Source organism: Sphingobacterium sp. xlx-96 (assembly GCF_011007365.1).
In the GTDB taxonomy this organism is placed as follows: Bacteria; Bacteroidota; Bacteroidia; order Sphingobacteriales; family Sphingobacteriaceae; genus Sphingobacterium; species Sphingobacterium luzhongxinii.
On the sequence record NZ_WFKM01000008.1, the window covers coordinates 108,253 to 128,746 of the forward strand.

Sequence of the window (20,494 nt, forward strand, 5' to 3'; positions counted from 1 at the left end):
TCAAACTTTGCTAAAGCTTTTTAAGCCATTAAAAAACATAAATTAGCTATGTCTTGGGTTAAATTTATAGAAGGGGACACCACTGCATTTGAGCAGATTTATAACGAATTCGTTGACGATCTGTATACCTATGGAACCCATTACCACACAGACCATGCTACTGTTATCGACTGTATACACGATCTCTTCGGGGATCTGTTTGGTAATCCAAAAATAGCCAAACAGGTCAACGTCAAATACTACCTTTTTGCATCTTTGCGCCGCCGGCTGCTTCGTAATAAGTCTGCACAGGATAAGTTGAGCCAAGTGCAATTGCAGGAAATCCTCAATTGGGCCGAAGACAGTGACCTTGAACAAGAGGAGTTCAAGGAGGCACAGATAAGCCTGTTGCGTGAAAAATTTGAACAACTACCCGGCCGCCAAAAAGAAGTCCTGTTCTTACGGTACTATATGGACTTCGGGTACGAAGATATTTCGGATATGATGGGGGTCAATGTCGAGACCTGCAGAACCCTATCGTTTAGAGGATTGAAGCAGCTCCGGCTGGAATTAAGCTCGCCCGAGGCACTATCTGTTATTTTTTTTGTTTTTTTTAACAATTCATAGTCTATAAAACGACAGTTGCTGCTCTATGTAAGTAAAGCACTTGTTGTGGACAGAAAGAAAGAACAATATAAGAAAATATTTAATCTTGGCTCAAATGATTTGTTTGATACCGGGGCCAAGTCTGCACTGTATCAATCGATACGAAGACAGCACCGAAAGAGACGCACCAAGCGTATGCTTAGTTACACTGCCGGTATTGCTGCGGCCTTAAGTCTATTCTTTTTATTCTATCTTCAACAGAACTCAAAAAAAACAGCCCCAGAGCTGAATATCATGTACATTGCCCGGCAGAATGAAGATGCTATTGGGGCAGCCGATGAGATGTTACTGATTTCTTCGGTCAATGGCCGGGACAGTAGCATGGTCAATCCGCTCAACACCGACGGAGTGAATACTGCGTTAAGTCTGGAAGGTCACATCATCCCTGATATGGACAAAGTTCCCGTTTATTCGACCGTGTATGTTCCCTATGGCAAGCGGCAGGCTTTCATCCTCCCGGATAAATCCACGGCTTGGCTTAATGCAGGATCTTACCTTACGTTTAGAAACGACATGAGTCAGGGGACGCGCGAAGTATACCTCAATGGAGAGGGATACTTTGATATCGCACATAATGGACTTCCCTTTGTCGTGCGTACCGCACAGACATCAATAAATGTCTTGGGTACTACCTTTAATGTCAATTCGTACGAAGAGGATAGTCATACTACCATAGAGCTACTTACGGGGTCGATAGCGCTACAGAGTACCAAAGGCCTCTTTGGTGAAATAAAGATGAAACCAGGAGAGCGGGTCGATTTCGACAGCAGGCAAAGCAAGATAAGTATTAATCGTAAAGCCAACGGGGATGATATACTCTGGACCAAGCGCCAATTAGTTCTGCAGCGATTGAGTATAGATGCGCTCGCGCGCAAGTTGGAGCGTGTATACAATGTAAAGATACATTTAGACAGTCAGCTTAGAGCGCTACAGGTAGCATATTCGGGCAGGCTTAATATTGATGTGGATATTGTGAGTTCGCTCAGCAGTCTCTACGAATTGAAAGATTATGAAATCACACAAATAGAAAAGGAGGTCTGGATCAGAAAGAAGTAAGACTAAAAGAGATGAAACAAAGAAGATAAAGAGGAGTTGCACCTCCCCTTTATCCGTTGATAAATAAATCGTTTTGCACAATTTAATCTATTCAAAATTATGAAAAAAAAACAGGCGGCGCAATATATGCCCGCTCGATGGCGTTTGCCGTCACAACTGAGCTATAGTATGAAAATCGGAACATTAGCATTGACAGGTATCTTTTTGTCAATCAGTGCACTTGCCTTTCCTCAACGCGTCACGATAAAAATGGAAAACGCGACATTAAAGCAATTCTTAGAACATGTACAGACACAGGTTGATGTAGCTCTGTTGTACTCCGACCAGTTGATTGCTAACAAGCGGATTACCGTCAATACCAAAAACCGGGATTTCAAGGAGGTCTTATCCAAAGAGCTTTCCAAACATCACCTGACATTCAAAGAATCTGACGGTCAGATTACGATTGTACCGAATTCTTCTTATGCAACAAGTACAGATCTTTTAAGATCACAGGAGGTGCAACAGCATACTGTTACTGGAGTAGTTCGGAATGCAGCGGGAGAGATATTAAAGGGGGTCTCAGTGATAGAGAGTGGTGGTCCAGGCAGAGCGATAACGGATGAGAATGGAACATTTTCTTTGAAAGTATCTACTGCAATACCAATCTTAATATTTACCTATTTGGGCTTTGAAAGATTAGAGTTAAAAGCAGATCAAGCTAAAATAGAGGTTTTTATGAAGGAAGTGTCAGCGGCTGTAGACGAGGTAGTCGTAGTCGGCTATCGTGCGATAAAGCGGGATCTGGTCAATGGTTCGGTGTCTACCGTCAATATGGTGGATAAAGAAAAGCAGACCTTGACGCATGCTTCACAGGCATTGTATGGGACCTCAGGGCTCTGGATTAATCAAGCTGGGGCCAAGCCAGGTAAAGATGCAACGACCATCCGTATCCGGGGCGTAAATACTTTGAACAATGCTAATCCACTCGTCTTGTTGGATGGTATCGAGTACAACTTTGATGAGATCGATCCAGCGGACATAGAGACAATCACAGTTCTAAAAGATGCATCGGCCGCTATTTACGGTTCTAAGTCATCCAATGGCGTGATTCTTATCACCTCCAAAAAAGGACATGCAGGAAAAACCAAGATCGAATTGCGGAGTCATACCGGTATTCAGCAAGCTAGTTTTTTACCAAAGGTCGTTAACGATCCAATCCTTTATATGCAGATGCGAAATAGGGCAGAGGCTAACTCTGGTAAGGCAGCATTGAGCTACACCCAAGAACAGATTGATGAGTATAGATCGGGAATGGGAACCGACCCATCGGTATATCCAGCCTCCAATTGGTTTGATATCGCCTTGGATAATGGTTTCTTACAGCAGTACAATGCCCGGGTTTCGGGAGGTGGAGACAAGTATACATTCACAGTTGGCGGTGGTTATATGAATCAACAGGGGATATTCATCGCTAATGATGATGCCAAGCGTTACTCATTTGATGTCAAAGTATCTGCGCAGGCTACGCCTAGATTGAAGATTAATGCAGGTATCATAGGTAATTTGAGAGAGTTCAATGAAGTGGGCTACGGTACGGGTACGGTGTTTGGTGTGATTATGCGTGGATTACCAATTATATCCGACTATCACAAAAATAACCTTTATGGTGCCAGTTGGCTTTACACACCAGGGCGTAACAATGTTGAGAATCCACGGATGGAGGTCGAGCAAGGATTTACCTATCGCGACTATCAAGAGACGCTGACCAATTTCAACATAGCGTACAAGCTCCCGTTAAATCTGACCTATCATAGTACCTTGGGCTATCGTCGTGTAGATCATTTCAGCAAAGACTTTATACCGCAGATGTATACCGTAGATCCTAAAACCGGAGATATTAAAAATTTCAATAGTACGGCTCCGCGTATCAAAGACTGGGACTCATTAGAGAAGCAATTTACACTATCACACAGGTTGGTCTTTGAGAAGGAATTGGGGCAGCATAATATACATGCCATGTTTGGACAGGATTATCAGATCAATGACGGCAGAGGATTTCAGGCCTACAATTGGGGCTTTTATGATAATAGTCTGTACGAACTGAATGCCCTTTCTGACCAAACAAATGCGCAAGCTACTGGAGGTTCATCCAAAGATATCTTAGCTTCTCTTTATTCTCGTGTTGCTTATGATTACCAACAAAAATATATGGTAGAGGGCAGTCTTCGGTATGATGGATCCTCTAGATTTGCCCCAGGCAATCAATGGGCTCTATTCCCGTCCATGTCTTTAGGTTGGATGCTCAGCAAGGAAGATTTTTTCAATAGCAAAGCCATCGAACGCCTAAAGATACGTGGGTCGCTCGGCAAGTTGGGAAATCAAGCCGTGACTAATGGAGCATATAACAGTACCGTCAATATCAATAATAGCTACAACTATAGCTTTGGTGGGGTGACTGCCGGCGGTGCGGCGACTTCCGCATTGGCAGATAGAAATATCCGTTGGGAGTCGACTACAGCCTATAATATTGGTCTTGACATAAACCTTTGGAACAAACTGAATATTACGGGGGATTATTTTTACAAACGTACTTACGACATTCTACGTGCCATAGCAATTCCGAGTCAGGTTGGTGGACTATCCGGGCCAACGGTCAACTTAGGCAAGGTGGATAATGAGGGCTGGGAGCTAGCTGTCGATTATGCAGATCAGGTGGGACTATTTAATTATGGCATACAGGGTTCAGTATCTTATGTCAAGAATAAAGTGATAGATATTGCCGATCAGCAGATTATCTCTGGACGTTATATCATTAAAGAAGGACATTCTATCAATTCGTATTACCTTTATCAGGCAGATGGTTATTATCAGAACCAAGCGGAAATTGATAATGCGCAGGCCGTTTATGGTACGCGGTCCAAGTTGCGGCCAGGCTACATACGATACAACAACAACAATGGAGACAATTATATAGACGATGCGGATAAGATAGTTACTGGCAGTACCATACCGGATTATAACTATGGATTCTCGGCTAGTCTGGGCTACGGGCAGGTCATGCTGGATGCACAGTTTCAGGGCGTTGCCAATGTTGATGTTTATCCTACTGGTAATGTCGCTTTTCCGTTCAATAATGGAGCTGGTGTTACAGAAGATTGGGCTCGGGACTCGTGGACACCTTCCAACCCACAGGCCGAGTTACCGTTGCTCACTACCTATACCGATGCCAGTGAAAACTTTATTAACTCCACCTTTTGGTTGCGAGATGCCTCCTATTTGAGGATGAAGAATATCTCACTGACTTATAACCTGCCATTAAGATGGTTGGAACGGGTGCACATAGCCAAGGCTGCGCTGTATATCAGTGGTCAGAATCTCTTGACTTGGAGCAAATTTAAGATGTGGGATCCTGAATTGACCACCACCAAAGGAGATTTGTATGAATATCCGAATCTGAAAAGTTATAGTATAGGATTGAATTTGAATTTTTAAGAAGATATCCCATGATTAAGAATATATTTTTATGTGTTGTTGTAGCGATCAGTCTTTCATCCTGCGAACTGACAGTATCGCCGACGGACAAGTATGACCAAGAGACTTTTTGGTTAGGCGCCAAGACGGCTAAGGCAGGGCTCACGGGGTGCTATGCCGCTTTAAAAGATCAGTATTTATTTGGTAATGGATCCCCTCTTTGGGAAGAATCGGCCAGTTCCAACGCTTATAATTACGATAATAGACTGGGTTGGAATAGTGTGGCCTTAGGCACACAGACGCCAGATCTGGCATTGTTCAATGGACGATGGACAGCAGCCTACCGCGGTATCGGTCGGTGTAATGCTTTGTTAGACAATATCGACAAGAATCAGGAGCTTTCGAAACCTGAGATTATGCAGATGAAGGCTGAAGCACGCTTTCTGAGGGCACTCTTGTATCAGATATTGATCACTTATTACAAGGATGTACCACTGATTCTGAAAGAAGCAGAGTTAGAACAGAAAGACTACCCACGCACGGCTCATGCAGAGGTTGCTGATTTCATCCTGAAAGAATTGGATGAGGTTGCCACATTGCTTCCTGTGCGTTACAGCCAGAATGGCGATATCGGTAGGCCCACACGGGGTGCAAGCTTGGCATTAAAGGCTCGTCTTTTGCTTTTTGAAGCATCTCCTTTGTTGAATCCTGATCATGCTACTGACCGTTGGGAAGCGGCCGCTGCCGCCGCTAAACAGGTGATGGACCTAAATACGTATAGTCTTAATCCCAATTATAGACAACTGTTCTTATTGAGTGGTGAAAATGGAAGAGAAAGTATATTTGATATACAAAATGTCAACGAACCAAACTTAGGAAGTAGCTTCGATATTACCTTGCGGCAATATAATAATGCTGCTCCACTTAAGGACCTTGAGGATGCCTATTGGATGATCGATGGCAAACCGAGGGCTAGTTCAAGCTTTGCCAATTCGGCGGCATACGAAAATTTAGATCCTAGGTTTAAGATGACTATCGTGTACCCTGGTTCTACATTTATGGGCGAGACCGTAAAAACCAATGGTAGCAACATTGTATTCAAGGTGATACAGACCGGTTATACCTTTAAGAAATACAGCATTTATGATGCTGCTGCAGTGACTACCGAACAGGCTCAAATTGGAGAGAATATGTCCGAGATCAACTATATGGTGCTACGCTATGCCGATATATTATTGATGTATGCTGAGGCGATGAATGAGCTTGGACGCTTGGACGCTACGACTTGGGCAAATACTATTGGGGAAATCAGGAAGCGGGTTGGATTTACAGCGCCAACAGCTCTTTCTTTTCCGGGAGCTGACCAGAATTTGTTGCGAACACATATACGGTACGAGCGTCGGGTAGAGTTTGCCGGTGAGGGTCTTTATTACAACGATCTTAGACGTTGGAAACTAGCCGAAAAGGAGATGAACCAAAGTATTAAGAAATTTGATGGCGCTATCATTATTTCCCGCTCGTTTAATCCGGCTAGGGATTATTGGTGGCCTGTTTCCAGCTCTCAAATAGAATTGAATCCGAATCTTAAACCAAATAACCCAGGTTGGGGTGAATAAATAAGACATACACATGAAGATTAATTTGCGAATTTATTTAAAACTATGGGTGCTGCCCTTGATGGTGCTTGTACTGTCTTGCACTGCAGAAAAGAATCCTATATTAGACTTTTCAGACCCATTTGGCGATAGTAGTGAAGAGAGTCATCCCGTACCAGCTCTTAAAGATAGTCAACGGCCGATCCTTATCAGTGAGCAGTCCGAGGGGCAAGTGGTCATCATAGATTCACTGAGCAAAGGAGTGCTTTGGAACTGGAAGGCTAGCGAACACCTCAATAGTACCCAAGCGGCTTGGTTTAAAGAGATTGATGAGGCAAAAGCCGTTTATCAAAAGCAGTATATACTACTCACCGCATCAAGTGGTGGGGTTGCTTTAGTCAGGATCAGCGATAAGAAGCTTATGTTTTATACGAGAGATCCGGGAAATCCTCATTCTGCAGAGCTTCTTCCGGATGGTAACATCGTGATGGCTAGCAGTATAGCTTCCAATGGACAGGGTGATGCCCTAAAACTCTACAAAGTTGATTCTTTGAATGCTTATGTAGCCAAGGAGCACAAACGCTATAACCAGACATTTGCACATAATGTGGTGTGGGATTACAAAAGGAATATACTATGGTCTACCGATGACCAAAACCTTTACACTTTTACGTATGAAAATAACGGAGGCGACCTTAGTTTGACCAAGGGAAGCAAATTTTATACACTTCCTGACAGAGATCCGCATGATATGTTTCCAGTCTATGGTAAGGAGGAACTTTACCTGACCACGAGTTCCAAGATCTATATTTTTGATATAAACAGCGGAAAATTTATGGAGCATCCTTATTCGAAGCGCAACATTAAATCCATAAGCGATGGCCCTGCAGGATTTGGTACGATCATTGTCGAGCCCACTACTTCGTACTGGACCAATAGAATAATTAATATCAGGGGTAGTAGTGCTTTCTTCAAGGATTCGTATAAGATGTATAAAGCACGCTGGTTTATCCACAATCCGTTCAGTTATCCATCTAACCACAATTATAAACAGACAAATTAATCAGGAGTATGAAAAATATATTTTTACACGGTTTGATTGTGCTCTTCATTGTTTCTTTGTTGTGGAGCTGTAAAAAAGAAAGTGAAGATTCTATCGCTCAACCTGACTTTATAAAGACCTCATTACCGGTGTCGCTCGCAATTGATGGAGGGCAAGAATTTGAATTTTATATAGCGGATGCGACCGAGGGTGTAGTCTATCAATGGGAATTGCCCGATATGCTTACCTTAATATCCGGACAGGGGACCAACCGTATTACGGTGCAGGGATCTGTTGAAGGAGGTTTAATTCCAGTCAAATCACTAGGTGTTACAGCTGTGAAAAATAAGAAACGTAGTTATACCCGTTGGTTCTATAAGGAGATCACGATATTGACTCCACCACCGAGCCTGGATAACTATAAGACTAAGAGATTTGGATCTAAGACCTGGATGATTGAAAATCTGAACGAAAAAGGCGTCGATGGCAACCTAGGTTGGGCCTATGATAATAATGAGAGTAAATCAGCTATCTATGGCAGGTTGTATACATGGGCTGAAGCCCTAACAGGTATTTCCAAAGCGACAGTAGCTCAGAATCCGTATAAGTTTGGGTATGCTGGTGTGGATGATGCCGGTAATGCATTCAAGTTTGATGGAACAACAGCGAGTTCGGCCAATATACAGATTCAGGGTGCCTGCCCTAAAGGCTGGCACCTAGCGAATGCCAATGATTGGTATGATCTGTTGGTCGCCATTAAAGCGGAATACAACATATCAGGTAGTGTTTTATCGGATGTAGGCTCTAGTAAAGACGGTTATATCATAGGTTGGGGCAGAGAGGTAGGTGTTGTAAATAGCATAACTCTGACCAATTGGGGGATTGTCGGCCCGTACCTTAAAGGAAGTTCCCCACAATCTGCAGGTGGGCTTTGGGAGGGAGGCACTACCTTTAATTATGGTGGCAATTCAAACTTCCCAAGTGGAGCTTACCCTTTGTTCAAAGAATTGAGTGAGCAGATCGACTTTAATATTCTCCCTAATGGTCGTTGGAATGAAGCTAGTAAAGCCTTTCAACAAGAAGGCCTGTATTCCTATCATTGGGTGCCCTTTCTTAGTGCTAATGTCGGTAATAATCCATTAAGGCTCACTATTGGGGCGGGCAATGCTAATTTTTCAAATGGAACCGATTCTGGTCTCAATGGATATTGCATACGTTGTGTCGCCAATTATATAGATTAAAATGTTTTATTAATAGGCTGCCAATAGGTTAGCATTAGCAATAAGCAAGAGGGGCTGTCTCAAAAAGACAGCCCCTCTTTTTTGTACAATCCCCACATTCCTCCTAAAGCTAATGTATGGTCTAACAATTATTACCATGATATCTAAACGCTTGGCTCAGCGGTAGTGCTATAATACAATTTTCGATATCATAGTTGCCTGTAGGGACTAAACCGTATTTCGGCTTCTATAATTATTGGGTGAGATGCCCATTAACTTAGTAAACAATCTTGAGAAATAGTATTGATCCGAAAATCCTAATTCCAGAGCGATTTCTTTCACCAGTTTGTTTGTAGAATATAGACTTTGACAGGCCTTTTGTATTTTAAGAAGATTAAAATAATCTATTGGGGTATGTCCCGTGTTTAGTTTGAAAACATTCGACAGTTTTGATACAGAGCATCCGGCGGCATTAGAAAGAGCGGAAATCGTAACGGTTCCAGTAAGATTTAACTGCATGTAAGATATTGCTTTTTGTACTATATCGGTTTGGTGATTGGAGGAGTTTTTTTTAACAATAGATTCATTCTGGAAAAGAAATAATGTCAAGAAATTGCAAAACTGCATATTCACATAAACGATGTATTGCGTACTATAACCACTTTCCAGCACGGTGAACATATCATCAAATAGTTTGAGCGCTTCCTGATGACATCTAAAAGCTTTGGGCTGGAAAGCTACCTGCGTAAAACCAAATTCATTTAATTCGGATATTCCAGTTCCTCCAAACATTGTCCAATAAATTGTCCAAGGATTTTCAGTTGAAGCCCCATATTCGTGTTCAATATTCTTGGGCAGAATGATAAAATTATTGGGTTTAATGATATACGATTCTCCTCTTAATTTTACCCATCCTTCACCTTTGGTACAATAGATTAGGATATTGTCTTTGCTTCCTTTTTGACGATGTGTATAGTGTTGGGCAGCATTCGGATAATATCCGATTTCGGTTATATGCAGGCTCTTTAATAGCGCGTTAGCCTCGATTTGTGTTTTTAACAGCTGAAATGGGATCACTATTATTTTTCGGCCTTTACCCGACCAGTAAGCATCTGGGATGGTGATTTTAGAAGTATATTCGCTCTTGTTCATATAATTTAGTCCATCATAATTGTTATATAATCTATTTCTTTTATTGGTTAGTGTATTTAATTTTAGCAATTGCTACTTTTTTAAAGCCTAATAATTTCAAAAAATGCAATATAAAAATAATATTTAGTGCGTTTGATCACTAAATGTAACCAATGAAAATTAGAAACTTTAATCCATCAAAACGATTTGGTGTGTAACATTTTATAAATCAAATATGAAAAAAGTAATTTTGTTTTTATGCTTTAACACCATGTGTATTTTTTTTGTTAAGGCACAGTGGTCTGTGATAGGAGATGATTCTACAAAACAAGTAAGATGGAATCTAGTTCAAAAATTTACTCCCGAAGCGTGGAATGCAAGCAATTTTGCCACTAAAAGCGAAATGGAATGGTTCAATGCTGCCCGTTACGGCATGTTTATTCATTTTGGTCTCTCAACCTACGTCGGGAAAGATCTGAGTTGGGGCGTAAATCAGACCCGTAAGGCTCCCGATAGGGGAAAGGGGCCTATTCCTGATAGTGTTTGGACCACATATCCGCAATATTTTAATTTTCCAAATTTTGATGCCAGAAAATGGGTTGAAATAGCGAAAAGAGCGGGTATGCAATATATTGTCACTATTGCCAAGCATCATGATGGGTTCCATCTTTGGGATACTGACTTTTCTGATTTCAAAGTGACCAATACTCCCTTTGGTCGTGATTACTTAAAAGAGATTGCAGACGCATGTCACGAGGCAGGGATGAAGTTTGGAATATATTATTCCCAGCGAGATTGGTACCATCCAGATTATGCTCCTGTTGATCCATCTCTGATCGAAGTCGTAGAGGAAGCACCCTATTTTAAGCCCAAGCCCGGAGTAAAAAAAGTACTGCCAGGACCAAGGCATAAAAAATACATTGAATATCAATATAATGTAGTTCGTGAATTGTGTACCAAATACGGTAAGATAGACGTGTTTTGGTTTGACGCAAGTTGGTGGGGCGGAATGTTTACTGCGGATATGTGGGATTCTGAAAATCTAACGCGGATGATAAGAGAATTGCAGCCCGGTATTATCATTAACAATAGAGCGAGCATTCCCGGTGATTTTGACACTCCCGAGCAAAAAATAGGGATGTATCAAGAACGACCATGGGAAAGTTGTATAACTTTGAGCGGTTCTTGGTCTTGGTCGAATTCTCCTGTAAAGTCTAAGAAGACACTAATACAGATGCTTACAAATACAGCCTGCGGTAATGGAAATATGCTTTTGAGTTGGGGGCCTAGGTGGGAAGGTCATTTTGAACCTTCTCAGGTAAATAGGCTGGAAGAAGTAGGTGATTGGCTCAAGCAATATGGTCATACCATTTACAATACCAAAGGAGGGCCGTGGTATCCCGGTTCATGGGGAGGAAGTACCTCTCGCGGTAATAAAGTTTTTGTACATATTACGAGTGATACGGATAGTCTGTTAGAGCTTCCCCCATTAAAAAATAAAATTGTTGCCCTCAAGAGTTTGACGGGAGAAAAAGTAAACTTTATTCAAGACAATAATAAGGTGCGCATTGATTTTAATAAAAAGCCTTTAGACCAGCCTTCTATCATCATTGAATTGGAGTTTAAAGATGAAATCTTAGGGATGGCAAATAACAAAAGTCAAAATTTAGGATTTGCAGATCCAATTTATGGTAATATTATTTTAAAGAATGAGCACTTAGGATCTAAAGGCGGGCAAATTACTGTAGATCTTGGTCAAGTTTACACGGTTACAGGTATTGATGTTGCAAATGCAAAGATTGGTACGTCGGGTATATTTGCTGTAGAAGTATCAACTGACAAGATCTCCTGGAAAAAGATTGAAGAATTTAAAGCAGAATTAAGACGCAAAGATGTTATTGTTGCACAGTTTAATGCAGGCATTGAGTTGCCAGGAGTACCTGCTCGCTATATGAGGTTGTCTTTAAAAGGCGGAAAGGACAAAGATTATAAACTTGATCACTTATATATATATGGAAAAAATGACTAATTATATTACTCAGCGTAGATCTATTTCATCCAGCTCCGTAGCTTTAATGTTTTTTTTGTTGTTTGGGTTATCTTGGAGTGTACAAGCCCAGGGCATCAAGGCATCGGAGGATTCATTTGCGTCTTGCCTTAAATATATAGGAGTGGCGATAGACGAACCCGGTTATACCATTTGGGGAGCTTCACCGATCATGACCCCCGATGGTAAAGTTCATTTATTTGTTGAGCGTTGGCCCGGCGATAAAGTAGAGCCTTTTTGGCGTTCTCATAGTGAGATTGCGCATTATGTGGGTGATTCCCCGGAGGGGCCATTTAGGTTTTCAAAAGTAGTCTTGAAAGGTACAGGCAAGGATACTTGGGACAAGGTAGCGGTTCATAACCCTACTATTCATCAAGTGGGTGATCAATATGTACTGCTCTTTATTGGAAATAATAATCCGAATCAGCCACCACATCCTGCTAATCAGCATATAGGTATGGCCGTTTCGAAGCATATAGATGGACCCTGGGAGCGTGTAGGAAAAGATGGAAGAATCTTGTCCCCATCGGACAATCCGCAATACTGGAATTATCAAGCTAAAAACGGCGTGAACAACCCCGCATTGCTTCAACATCCAAAAGGTGGGTTTTATTTGTACTATAAGTCCAGTGACGGTAAAAATGCAAAAATGGGACTTGCCATTGCTGAGCAAATCGAAGGACCCTATGTACAGTTGCCTTTTCCCGTTACCAATAATGACGAATCCGTAGAAGATGGTTATGCATTTTATCAGGACGGAAAATTTAACCTGTTGACCACCGACAATCATGGGTTAATTGAAAGAGGGGGTGGTATTCTTTGGAAGTCAGACGATGGGATTCATTTCAATGAAAAAGAGCAGGGCTACTTTCCGGTAGTAGGCTATTTAGGCAAAGAAGGTCTTAAGAATGCGGTCAATCATTATTTGAGTAGAGATATTAAATTTGAACGTCCACAGGTTTTGATGATTAATGGTAAAGCAGCATATTTATATGTCACTTCAGGCTTTAGTCTTTTCGGAAGTGGTAATACCCAAAGCTATGTCATGAAGATTAGTTCTAAAGGTGCGGTTGCGTTAGACCGGGGTTTAATAAATAAAAATTGATTATTCCAGATAATAGAAAGATGAAATTATTTACGAAGACCTTGATATACTTCTATTGCATACTATGCTGTCACAGCTATACGTTAGCGCAGCATATGGTGTTGGAAAATGACCTAATGCAACGTTCTTTTTCTTTTGATGGCAAAGTTTGGCGGACGACTGGTTTTTATAATAAATCTCAAAAAAAGAGATTGCACGTAAATAGCGAAGAAGTGTATATCTTGCCGATGGGGAGTGATAAAGGATACGGTATTGATGCTTTCGAAATAGAATCAATACCGGTTCCTTTTACAAAGGGAGACACCAGTTTTATTCAGATAAACTATAAGCCACTAGTATCTCGGTCAAACAGCGACTCTATGCCTACCCGGATGACCATCACCTATTATATTGCAAAGCACGATGCATACACCCGCAAATTTATTGAGTTACATTATGAAAAAAAGGCTACCGTCGATAGACTTGAAGTCGAACGTATGGTTGTTGACGCTTCAGCGCAGGGAGGAGGCAGAGGAGAGCCAGTTTTTGTAGCTGATGATTGGTTTTTTGGTTTAGAATATCCGGCAAGTCATACAAGGCACACAGATGGAAATACGCCTAAAGCAGATGGTAGATATTTTGAAAAAGTAGGCAACTATAGTTATATCGATCTACAGGGGCGGGATATAACACCTACCCCTACAAAAGGACAGTTGCGGCTCATGCATTTTCCTGGCTTTACTAAGCTTAATGAGCGTAAAGGATTTATCATACATAGTAAAATTGCCGCAATAGGTATGCGGCAAAATGGATTATCTATCCACCAATCTTTTATGGCATACTTGGCGAGCATATGGAAATCACCAAAATCTTTTCTTCACTATAATAATTGGTTTGATCAAAAAGCAAAAGATCTAAGTGGTGATGGTCTGTTGAACGTATATCGAGAATTCAAGCGGGCGATCGCACCTTATGGAGTGAAAATGGATGCTATGGTCGCTGACGATGGTTGGCAAAACAAAAATTCCATATGGGAGCCCTCACCGAAGTATTTTCCGAATGGGATGGCTGATGTGAAAAAATTAAGCAGCAAGCTTAAGAAAGAAGGTGTCGGTTTCGGACTGTGGTTATCCATTGCAGGGTACAATAGCAATATTAATTGGGGGATAAAGAATGGCTATGCCGAGGCCGTGAGAAATAAGCATTTTGAACGATTTGGTAGATATTATAGCTTGAGTGCGGATAAATACAAGAATGAAGTGCTGGAAAAAATACCAGCTATTGCTCGAGATGCTGATTTGGTTTACTATAAGCATGATTTCAATGACTTGTCCGATAGGAGTATAGGGAATAATCATCCCGGTACCGATAGGCATGGCCACGAAGCAAATTTGGATGCACAAATTGAAATATTGCTAGCTACAAGAAATCTTAAACCTGACATTATACAAAACTTAACGAATTGGGTATGGTTTTCTCCTTACTGGTTGATGTATTCAGATTATCTTTGGTTACTTGCCGGCGATGATGGTACTAACGGTAATTGGCCTGATTTGTCTTACTGGGCCATGAAGACCAGCGATCGTGACGGCTATTTTTGGCGGATGTGGGGAGACCCCGACGATAGACCGCTGGTTCCCATCTCTCGCATTATGACCCATGGAATTATTAAAACGGGGAAAACGGTTGAGAAAGAAACTTTACAAGATTGGATGGATTATGTTTTGATGCATTATGGCAGAGGTACCCTTTTAAAAGAATGGTATATTTCCTCACCATCTATGAATGCTGATGAATGGAAAGTTTTATGCTTGGTTGATAATTGGGCGGCTAAGCATCGGGAAAAGTTGAACAGGACATTTTATGTTGGTGGTAGACCAGATGATGGGGAGGTTTATGGTTATGTGGGGTGGAACAAGAATACGGGTGTGATGACGATCAGAAACCCTAATGCAAATAAGCAAATACTACGTATACCTTTTGATGCAAGTACAGGTTTTGAGGGTGACTTAAAAAGAAACTATTATGCACGAGTTGTTTTCCCTTATATTGGAGACTATCCAGTAATATTTAAGCCTAATACGATTATGGAGGTCGAGGTGCCAGGCTATTCGACAATGGCATTAGAAATCGGTCCTGGGACAAAAGAAATCCCCTTGGATAAGCCTTCAGCAGTTCAATTTAAAGCCACAAAAGATACATCAGGGATACGAGTTGATTTAAAAGTGCCTAGCGATGCAAACGACAGGGCAGAGCTGCTAGTAATTGGCTGGCCCGACGAGGTCAATGTATCCATTAATGGAGCAATTGTGAGGCCCCAAAAAAGGACTGTATCAAAGTTAAATTCATACCCCGATTTTGCAAAGCCCGGTATGATTAATGAAAAGTCGCAACCTTGGGTGATGGCAGGCTTTGATCTGACTCCTTATGTAGGTAAGGATGTCACTATTTTATTCGATCAGGCCGAAAACTTTGAAAGCCATGTTCTATTTGAGCGAAAAGTCAAAGCAAATAAGTATAAAAAAGAGAACAATACCTTGTGGCCGCTAACCAATGATACCAGAAGAGAAACAATCCGGCTGTATTAATGAATTTTTCGGTATGCTATATGTTTTTATTACCGGTTATTGTTCATCGCGCCGCGTAAAGAAAAAATAAACGTTAAAAACTAGTGAGACAAAAAATATTTCATATTGCAATCGTTCTTATGAGCTTTGTATTGCATGCGCATTCGCAATCCAAGCCTAATATAATTTTCATCTTAGCGGATGATTTAGGTTATGGTGATTTGCGAAGCTTCAATCCAGAAGGGAAGATACCCACACCGAATTTGGATAAGCTAGCTTCACGGGGGATGCGATTCACTAATGCCCATGCCAGTTCTGCCGTATGTACACCATCACGGTATAGTATTATTACAGGACGATATCCATGGCGATCAAAATTACAGAAGGGCGTTCTCTTTGGATTTGATGCCCCACTAATAGAACCCGATAGGACTACTGTTGCATCCTTTCTTCAGGACAACGGTTACTTTACCACAGCTATAGGCAAGTGGCACTTAGGTCTGGAATGGGCCATTACAGATTCTACACGTACAGATGGTTGGGGAATAGATTATACCAAACCCATTAAAGGAGGGCCAAATACTCTGGGGTTTAATTATTTCTATGGTATCAGTGCTTCTTTGGATATGCCTCCGTTTATTTTTATCGAAAATGAGTATACACTCGGTGTACCCACTGTCACTAAAAAATGGGTCAGAGAAGGGCCTGCCGAGAAAGATTTTGAAGCCCAAAAGGTACTTGCTTCCATCACACATAAGGCGCAGCAAGTTATTTATAACCAGGTAAAAGAGCAAAAGCCTTTTTTTATGTATATTGCTTTGACCTCCCCACACACCCCTATATTACCTACAGAAAAGTTTAAAGGTAAAAGTGGTGTTACGGACTATGGAGACTTTGTTATGGAGACGGATTGGGCGGTGGGGCAAGTCATGAAAACCTTAGATTCGTTGGGCGTAGCGGACAATACCCTAGTGTTTTTTACGAGTGATAATGGTTTTGCGCCTTACGTACTTAGGACCCACAATGTTGAAAGTTTAGGTCATTACCCAAGCAATAACTTGCGTGGATATAAAGCAGATGTGTGGGATGGAGGGCATCGTGTACCGCTGATCGTAAGTTGGCCGGATCAAGTCAAGGGTGGTAGCGTTAATCACAGTGTTATTTCCTTAACAGATTTTATGGCCACCTGTGCCGATATTTTGAACAAAAAGCTGCCAGAGGATGCCGCCGAGGATAGTTATAGCCTATTACCGTATTTATTAAGTGCTTCAGATAAGGCCGTTAGAGCTGCCGTCGTCGCACAATCTCATGATGGCAATTTTTCAATCCAGCAAGGAAAATGGAAATTAATCCTGGGTCCTGGGTCAGGAGGGTGGGCGGCTCCCAAAAATGAAGAAGCTTATAGACAAGGTTTACCTTCCGTTCAGCTTTATGATATGGTGTCTGATATTTCCGAGAAAAAAAATTTAGCGTATCGACACCCTGAAGTTGTGACAGATTTGATGAAATTATTGGAGCAATATGTCGCTCAGGGAAGAAGTACTCCCGGTAAGCCCTTACAAAATGCGGTACAGGTTGATATTTGGAAAAAGTAAGACTATATTGATTGCAATAAATAATTTTTAGATGAAAAGAAGTAACTTATATTTTTCTTTTATTTTTTTGGTATTTATCTTCTTCGCGTCGTCAGACACCTTAGATGCACAAGAGCGACGCCCTAATATCATTGTATTTTTGGTAGATGATATGGGATGGATGGATACATCAGTACCTTTCGGTGATAGTGTAATGGCATTGAACAGGATATACCGTACGCCCAATATGGAGCGATTAGCCAGAGAGGGAATGAAATTTACAAATGCCTACGCAACTCCTGTCTGCACACCTACACGGGTCAGCCTATTGACAGGTATGAATGCCGCTCATCATAGAGTGACCAACTGGACCAATGTGATGAAAGATAGACCTTCAGATGCTGAAGACAAACAATTTAACCGGACCGATTGGAATTATAATGGTTACAGTCCCGTCCCTAATGTACCCCACACCGCCTACGCGACGGCTTTGCCACAAATATTAAAAGATGCGGGGTATTTTACAGTACACGTTGGTAAAGCGCATTGGGGGGCGCAGGGTACTCCAGGCGCCAATCCGCTTAATTTGGGATTTATGGTAAATGTGGCTGGTAATGCTATTGGACATCCACAAAGCTATTACGGCAAAGATAATTACGGGAATATTCCCGGAAAATTCTCTTACAATGCCGTGCAAGGTTTGGCAGAATATTACGGGAGCGATACCTTTTTAACAGAGGCACTTACGCTCGAAGCTCTTAAAAGTATCGATCAGCCAGCAAAGAGCAAGCAACCTTTTTATTTGCATTTAGCCCATTATGCGATTCATGTCCCCATGCAAGCAGACGTACGGTTTGTTCAAAAATACTATGATATGGGATTGGATTCTGCCGAAGCAAAATATGCAAGCTTAATTGAAGGGATGGATAAAAGCTTAGGAGATGTGATGGATTATCTTGAAGAAAATGGACTTGAAAAGAATACGATAATTTTATTCATGTCTGATAATGGCGGCCTAAGTTTGACCAGCTTTCGTGGTGGGGAAGCACACACACAAAATCTCCCGCTTAGAGCTGGAAAGGGATCGGTATATGAGGGCGGTATACGTGAACCCATGATCGTAAAATGGCCAGGAGTAGTAAAGGCAAATACCCGAAATCATCAACCTTTAATTATTGAAGATTTTTTTCCATCTATACTAGAGATGGCCAAAATTTCAAAACCAAAATTGCTGCAGCAAGTAGATGGGGTAAGTTTTGTACCCCTGTTAAAAGGCGCTAAATTTATGCACGATAATCGATCTCTGATCTGGCACTATCCACACAAGTGGACTCCTCAGGATGGGCCTGGGATTAATTATTTTAGTGCTATCCGGCGGGGGAAATGGAAATTGGTGTATGATTATAGAAGAGAGACACTGGAGTTATATAACTTGAGTGAAGACCTAGGAGAGCAGGTTAACTTGGTTCGTCAGCAAACCGGGATTGCAACTCAGCTTGCCGCTGAGCTGACCGACCAATTGAAAAAGTGGGGAGCCTTAATGCCGACGACCAAAGAAAGCAACAAGGCAGTGGCCTGGCCGGATGTAATTTTAAAACAAATGAATAGTAAACTTAAATAGGTATGTCGGTCGGTTATAAAAACCTGAATGTTATGATTAAATTTTTTACAATGAACTTTGATCTTAGATCTGTTATCTGGAGTTTTTTTTGGATGTTTTTGCCTGTCTTGATCTTCGCGCAAGACACTATTCCCAAACCATCGCCTGCTCAGTTAAGGTGGCAACAATCCGAGTTGGTAGCTATTTTTCATTATGATTTACATGTTAGCGATGGCAAGAAATACAAGCAGGCTCATAATCGTATTAATCCCGTAGAGGATTACAATATTTTCAATCCGGAGCGATTGGATACCGACCAGTGGATCCGCTCTGTAAAAGATATGGGCGCCAAGATGGCTATCCTTACGGTGACCCATGAGACCGGCTTTGCCCTGTACCAGTCCGATGTCAATCCCTATAGTATGAAGGCGCTGAAATTTCAGGACGGAAAAGGTGATATTGTTCGTGATTTTATAGCATCCTGCAAGAAATATGATATTCTTCCCGGTCTCTACATCGGCATCCGCTGGAATTCATTTTTAGGTGTTTACGACTTTTTGGTCAGTGATGATGGGAGTGAGTTTGCGAAGAACCGGCAGGCGCATTACAACCGAATGTGCGAAAGAATGACCGAAGAGCTGATGTCCCGATATGGTCCCCTGGCCATGGTCTGGTTTGACGGAGGCGCCCATGGTCCCGAGTTGGGCGGTGCGGATATTCTGCCCATTGTCGAAAAGTACCAGAAGGATATTATTTTCTACCACAACACCCAGCGAGCGGATATCCGCTGGGGAGGCAGTGAGACGGGCAAGGTGACGTATCCATCTTGGGGTACCTATCCCTTCCCTTATTCCCATTCTACGAATCAGAAATTTGTTTTCAAGGACAATTTCCGTCTGCTGAAGGAAGGCGATCCCGATGGTCGATACTACATGCCCGCGATGAGCGATGCCCCTTTGCGGGGCTATAACGGTCGTCACGAATGGTTCTGGGAGCCGGATGATGAAGCGGCTATCTTTCCTCTTTCCAGCCTGATGGATATGTATTACGGATCTGTTGGGCGCAATTCCACGTTGATCCTTGGACTGACACCAGATCCGTCGGGATTACTTCCCGAGGCCGATGCGAAGCGTATCAAAGAGTTTGGTGATGAGATCAGGCGAAGATTCTCGGCGCCACTTGCCAAGACCAGTGGCGAGGGCAATATCTTGACCATGAAGTTGCCCGGATTGCAGACGGTCAACCATATTCAGCTGAAGGAGGATATTGCCCATGGCGAGCGTGTAAGGGAATTTAAAGTGGAGGGCAAAACAAAACAAGGCTGGAAAGTGCTTGCCAGCGGAAGTAGTATCGGGCACAAGTATTTGGTCAAGGTGGATGATGTAGAAGTTTCCTCGTTGCGGTTTACAGTTTCCAAGAGCAGGGCTAAGGCCCTGATAAAGGAGTTCGCCGTGTTTGCTGTTAACCATAAATAATATAT

General features: G+C 42.0%; 13 protein-coding genes. 12 read left to right on the forward strand and 1 reads right to left on the reverse strand.

The genetic code is table 11. The features are described 5' to 3' along the window. Positions 1-48 precede the first annotated feature (48 nt). The 6 genes from G7B20_RS11905 (at position 49) to G7B20_RS11930 (ending at position 9,032) form a co-directional block, all read left to right on the forward strand. The gene (locus G7B20_RS11905; RefSeq protein ID WP_164111564.1) at positions 49-606 is read left to right on the forward strand and encodes an RNA polymerase sigma factor; all 558 of its coding nucleotides are present in this window, start codon (positions 49-51) and stop codon (positions 604-606) included. Between the two features lie 45 nt (positions 607-651). Then, positions 652-1,701, forward strand: coding sequence for a FecR family protein (locus G7B20_RS11910; protein WP_164111568.1), 1,050 nt, complete (start codon positions 652-654; stop codon positions 1,699-1,701). Positions 1,702-1,800: 99 nt separating this feature from the next. After that, a complete protein-coding gene (locus G7B20_RS11915; protein WP_164111570.1) occupies positions 1,801-5,175 on the forward strand; it encodes a TonB-dependent receptor in 3,375 nt (1,124 codons plus the stop codon). 11 nt (positions 5,176-5,186) lie between these two features. Further along, a complete protein-coding gene (locus G7B20_RS11920; protein WP_164111572.1) occupies positions 5,187-6,770 on the forward strand; it encodes a RagB/SusD family nutrient uptake outer membrane protein in 1,584 nt (527 codons plus the stop codon). A gap of 13 nt (positions 6,771-6,783) precedes the next feature. Then, positions 6,784-7,812 carry a DUF6528 family protein gene (locus tag G7B20_RS11925; protein WP_164111573.1) on the forward strand — a complete coding sequence of 343 codons (1,029 nt, stop codon included), beginning with the start codon at positions 6,784-6,786 and terminating at the stop codon, positions 7,810-7,812. An 8-nt stretch (positions 7,813-7,820) separates the two neighbouring features. Beyond that, positions 7,821-9,032: an FISUMP domain-containing protein gene (locus G7B20_RS11930; RefSeq protein WP_164111576.1), complete on the forward strand. Its 1,212-nt coding sequence runs from the start codon at positions 7,821-7,823 to the stop codon at positions 9,030-9,032. 207 nt (positions 9,033-9,239) lie between these two features. On the opposite strand, the gene G7B20_RS11935 is transcribed toward G7B20_RS11930, so the two are convergent. Further along, the gene (locus tag G7B20_RS11935; protein WP_164111578.1) at positions 9,240-10,163 is read right to left on the reverse strand and encodes an AraC family transcriptional regulator; all 924 of its coding nucleotides are present in this window, start codon (positions 10,161-10,163) and stop codon (positions 9,240-9,242) included. Between the two features lie 214 nt (positions 10,164-10,377). Here G7B20_RS11935 and G7B20_RS11940 point away from each other — a divergent pair, with 214 nt between their 5' ends. The 6 genes from G7B20_RS11940 (at position 10,378) to G7B20_RS11965 (ending at position 20,489) form a co-directional block, all read left to right on the forward strand. Beyond that, positions 10,378-12,171 (forward strand): alpha-L-fucosidase, encoded by a 1,794-nt coding sequence (locus tag G7B20_RS11940; RefSeq protein WP_164111580.1) that lies wholly within the window; start codon positions 10,378-10,380, stop codon positions 12,169-12,171. Next, positions 12,164-13,294 (forward strand): glycoside hydrolase family protein, encoded by a 1,131-nt coding sequence (locus G7B20_RS11945; RefSeq protein WP_164111582.1) that lies wholly within the window; start codon positions 12,164-12,166, stop codon positions 13,292-13,294. The genes G7B20_RS11940 and G7B20_RS11945 overlap by 8 nt, the downstream gene beginning before the upstream one ends. A gap of 20 nt (positions 13,295-13,314) precedes the next feature. Next, the gene (locus tag G7B20_RS11950; RefSeq protein WP_164111583.1) at positions 13,315-15,861 is read left to right on the forward strand and encodes a hypothetical protein; all 2,547 of its coding nucleotides are present in this window, start codon (positions 13,315-13,317) and stop codon (positions 15,859-15,861) included. Positions 15,862-15,980: 119 nt separating this feature from the next. After that, complete coding sequence (locus G7B20_RS11955) at positions 15,981-17,435, forward strand: sulfatase family protein (RefSeq protein ID WP_164111586.1); 1,455 nt, start codon at positions 15,981-15,983, stop codon at positions 17,433-17,435. Positions 17,436-17,466: 31 nt separating this feature from the next. Beyond that, complete coding sequence (locus tag G7B20_RS11960) at positions 17,467-19,035, forward strand: sulfatase (protein ID WP_164111588.1); 1,569 nt, start codon at positions 17,467-17,469, stop codon at positions 19,033-19,035. Between the two features lie 2 nt (positions 19,036-19,037). Further along, positions 19,038-20,489, forward strand: a complete 1,452-nt coding sequence (locus tag G7B20_RS11965; RefSeq protein ID WP_205601725.1) for an alpha-L-fucosidase — start codon at positions 19,038-19,040, stop codon at positions 20,487-20,489. The last annotated feature ends 5 nt before the right edge of the window (positions 20,490-20,494 follow it).

Bases quoted from the DNA above. Each gene is read 5' to 3' on its own strand.
- G7B20_RS11905 (WP_164111564.1), top strand. From the start codon at position 49: ATGTCTTGGGTTAAATTTATAGAAGGGGACACCACTGCATTTGAGCAG.
- G7B20_RS11915 (WP_164111570.1), top strand. From the start codon at position 1,801: ATGAAAAAAAAACAGGCGGCGCAATATATGCCCGCTCGATGGCGTTTG.
- G7B20_RS11920 (WP_164111572.1), top strand. From the start codon at position 5,187: ATGATTAAGAATATATTTTTATGTGTTGTTGTAGCGATCAGTCTTTCA.
- G7B20_RS11925 (WP_164111573.1), top strand. From the start codon at position 6,784: ATGAAGATTAATTTGCGAATTTATTTAAAACTATGGGTGCTGCCCTTG.
- G7B20_RS11930 (WP_164111576.1), top strand. From the start codon at position 7,821: ATGAAAAATATATTTTTACACGGTTTGATTGTGCTCTTCATTGTTTCT.
- G7B20_RS11935 (WP_164111578.1), bottom strand. From the start codon at position 10,163: ATGAACAAGAGCGAATATACTTCTAAAATCACCATCCCAGATGCTTAC.
- G7B20_RS11940 (WP_164111580.1), top strand. From the start codon at position 10,378: ATGAAAAAAGTAATTTTGTTTTTATGCTTTAACACCATGTGTATTTTT.
- G7B20_RS11945 (WP_164111582.1), top strand. From the start codon at position 12,164: ATGACTAATTATATTACTCAGCGTAGATCTATTTCATCCAGCTCCGTA.
- G7B20_RS11950 (WP_164111583.1), top strand. From the start codon at position 13,315: ATGAAATTATTTACGAAGACCTTGATATACTTCTATTGCATACTATGC.
- G7B20_RS11955 (WP_164111586.1), top strand. From the start codon at position 15,981: ATGAGCTTTGTATTGCATGCGCATTCGCAATCCAAGCCTAATATAATT.
- G7B20_RS11960 (WP_164111588.1), top strand. From the start codon at position 17,467: ATGAAAAGAAGTAACTTATATTTTTCTTTTATTTTTTTGGTATTTATC.
- G7B20_RS11965 (WP_205601725.1), top strand. From the start codon at position 19,038: ATGTCGGTCGGTTATAAAAACCTGAATGTTATGATTAAATTTTTTACA.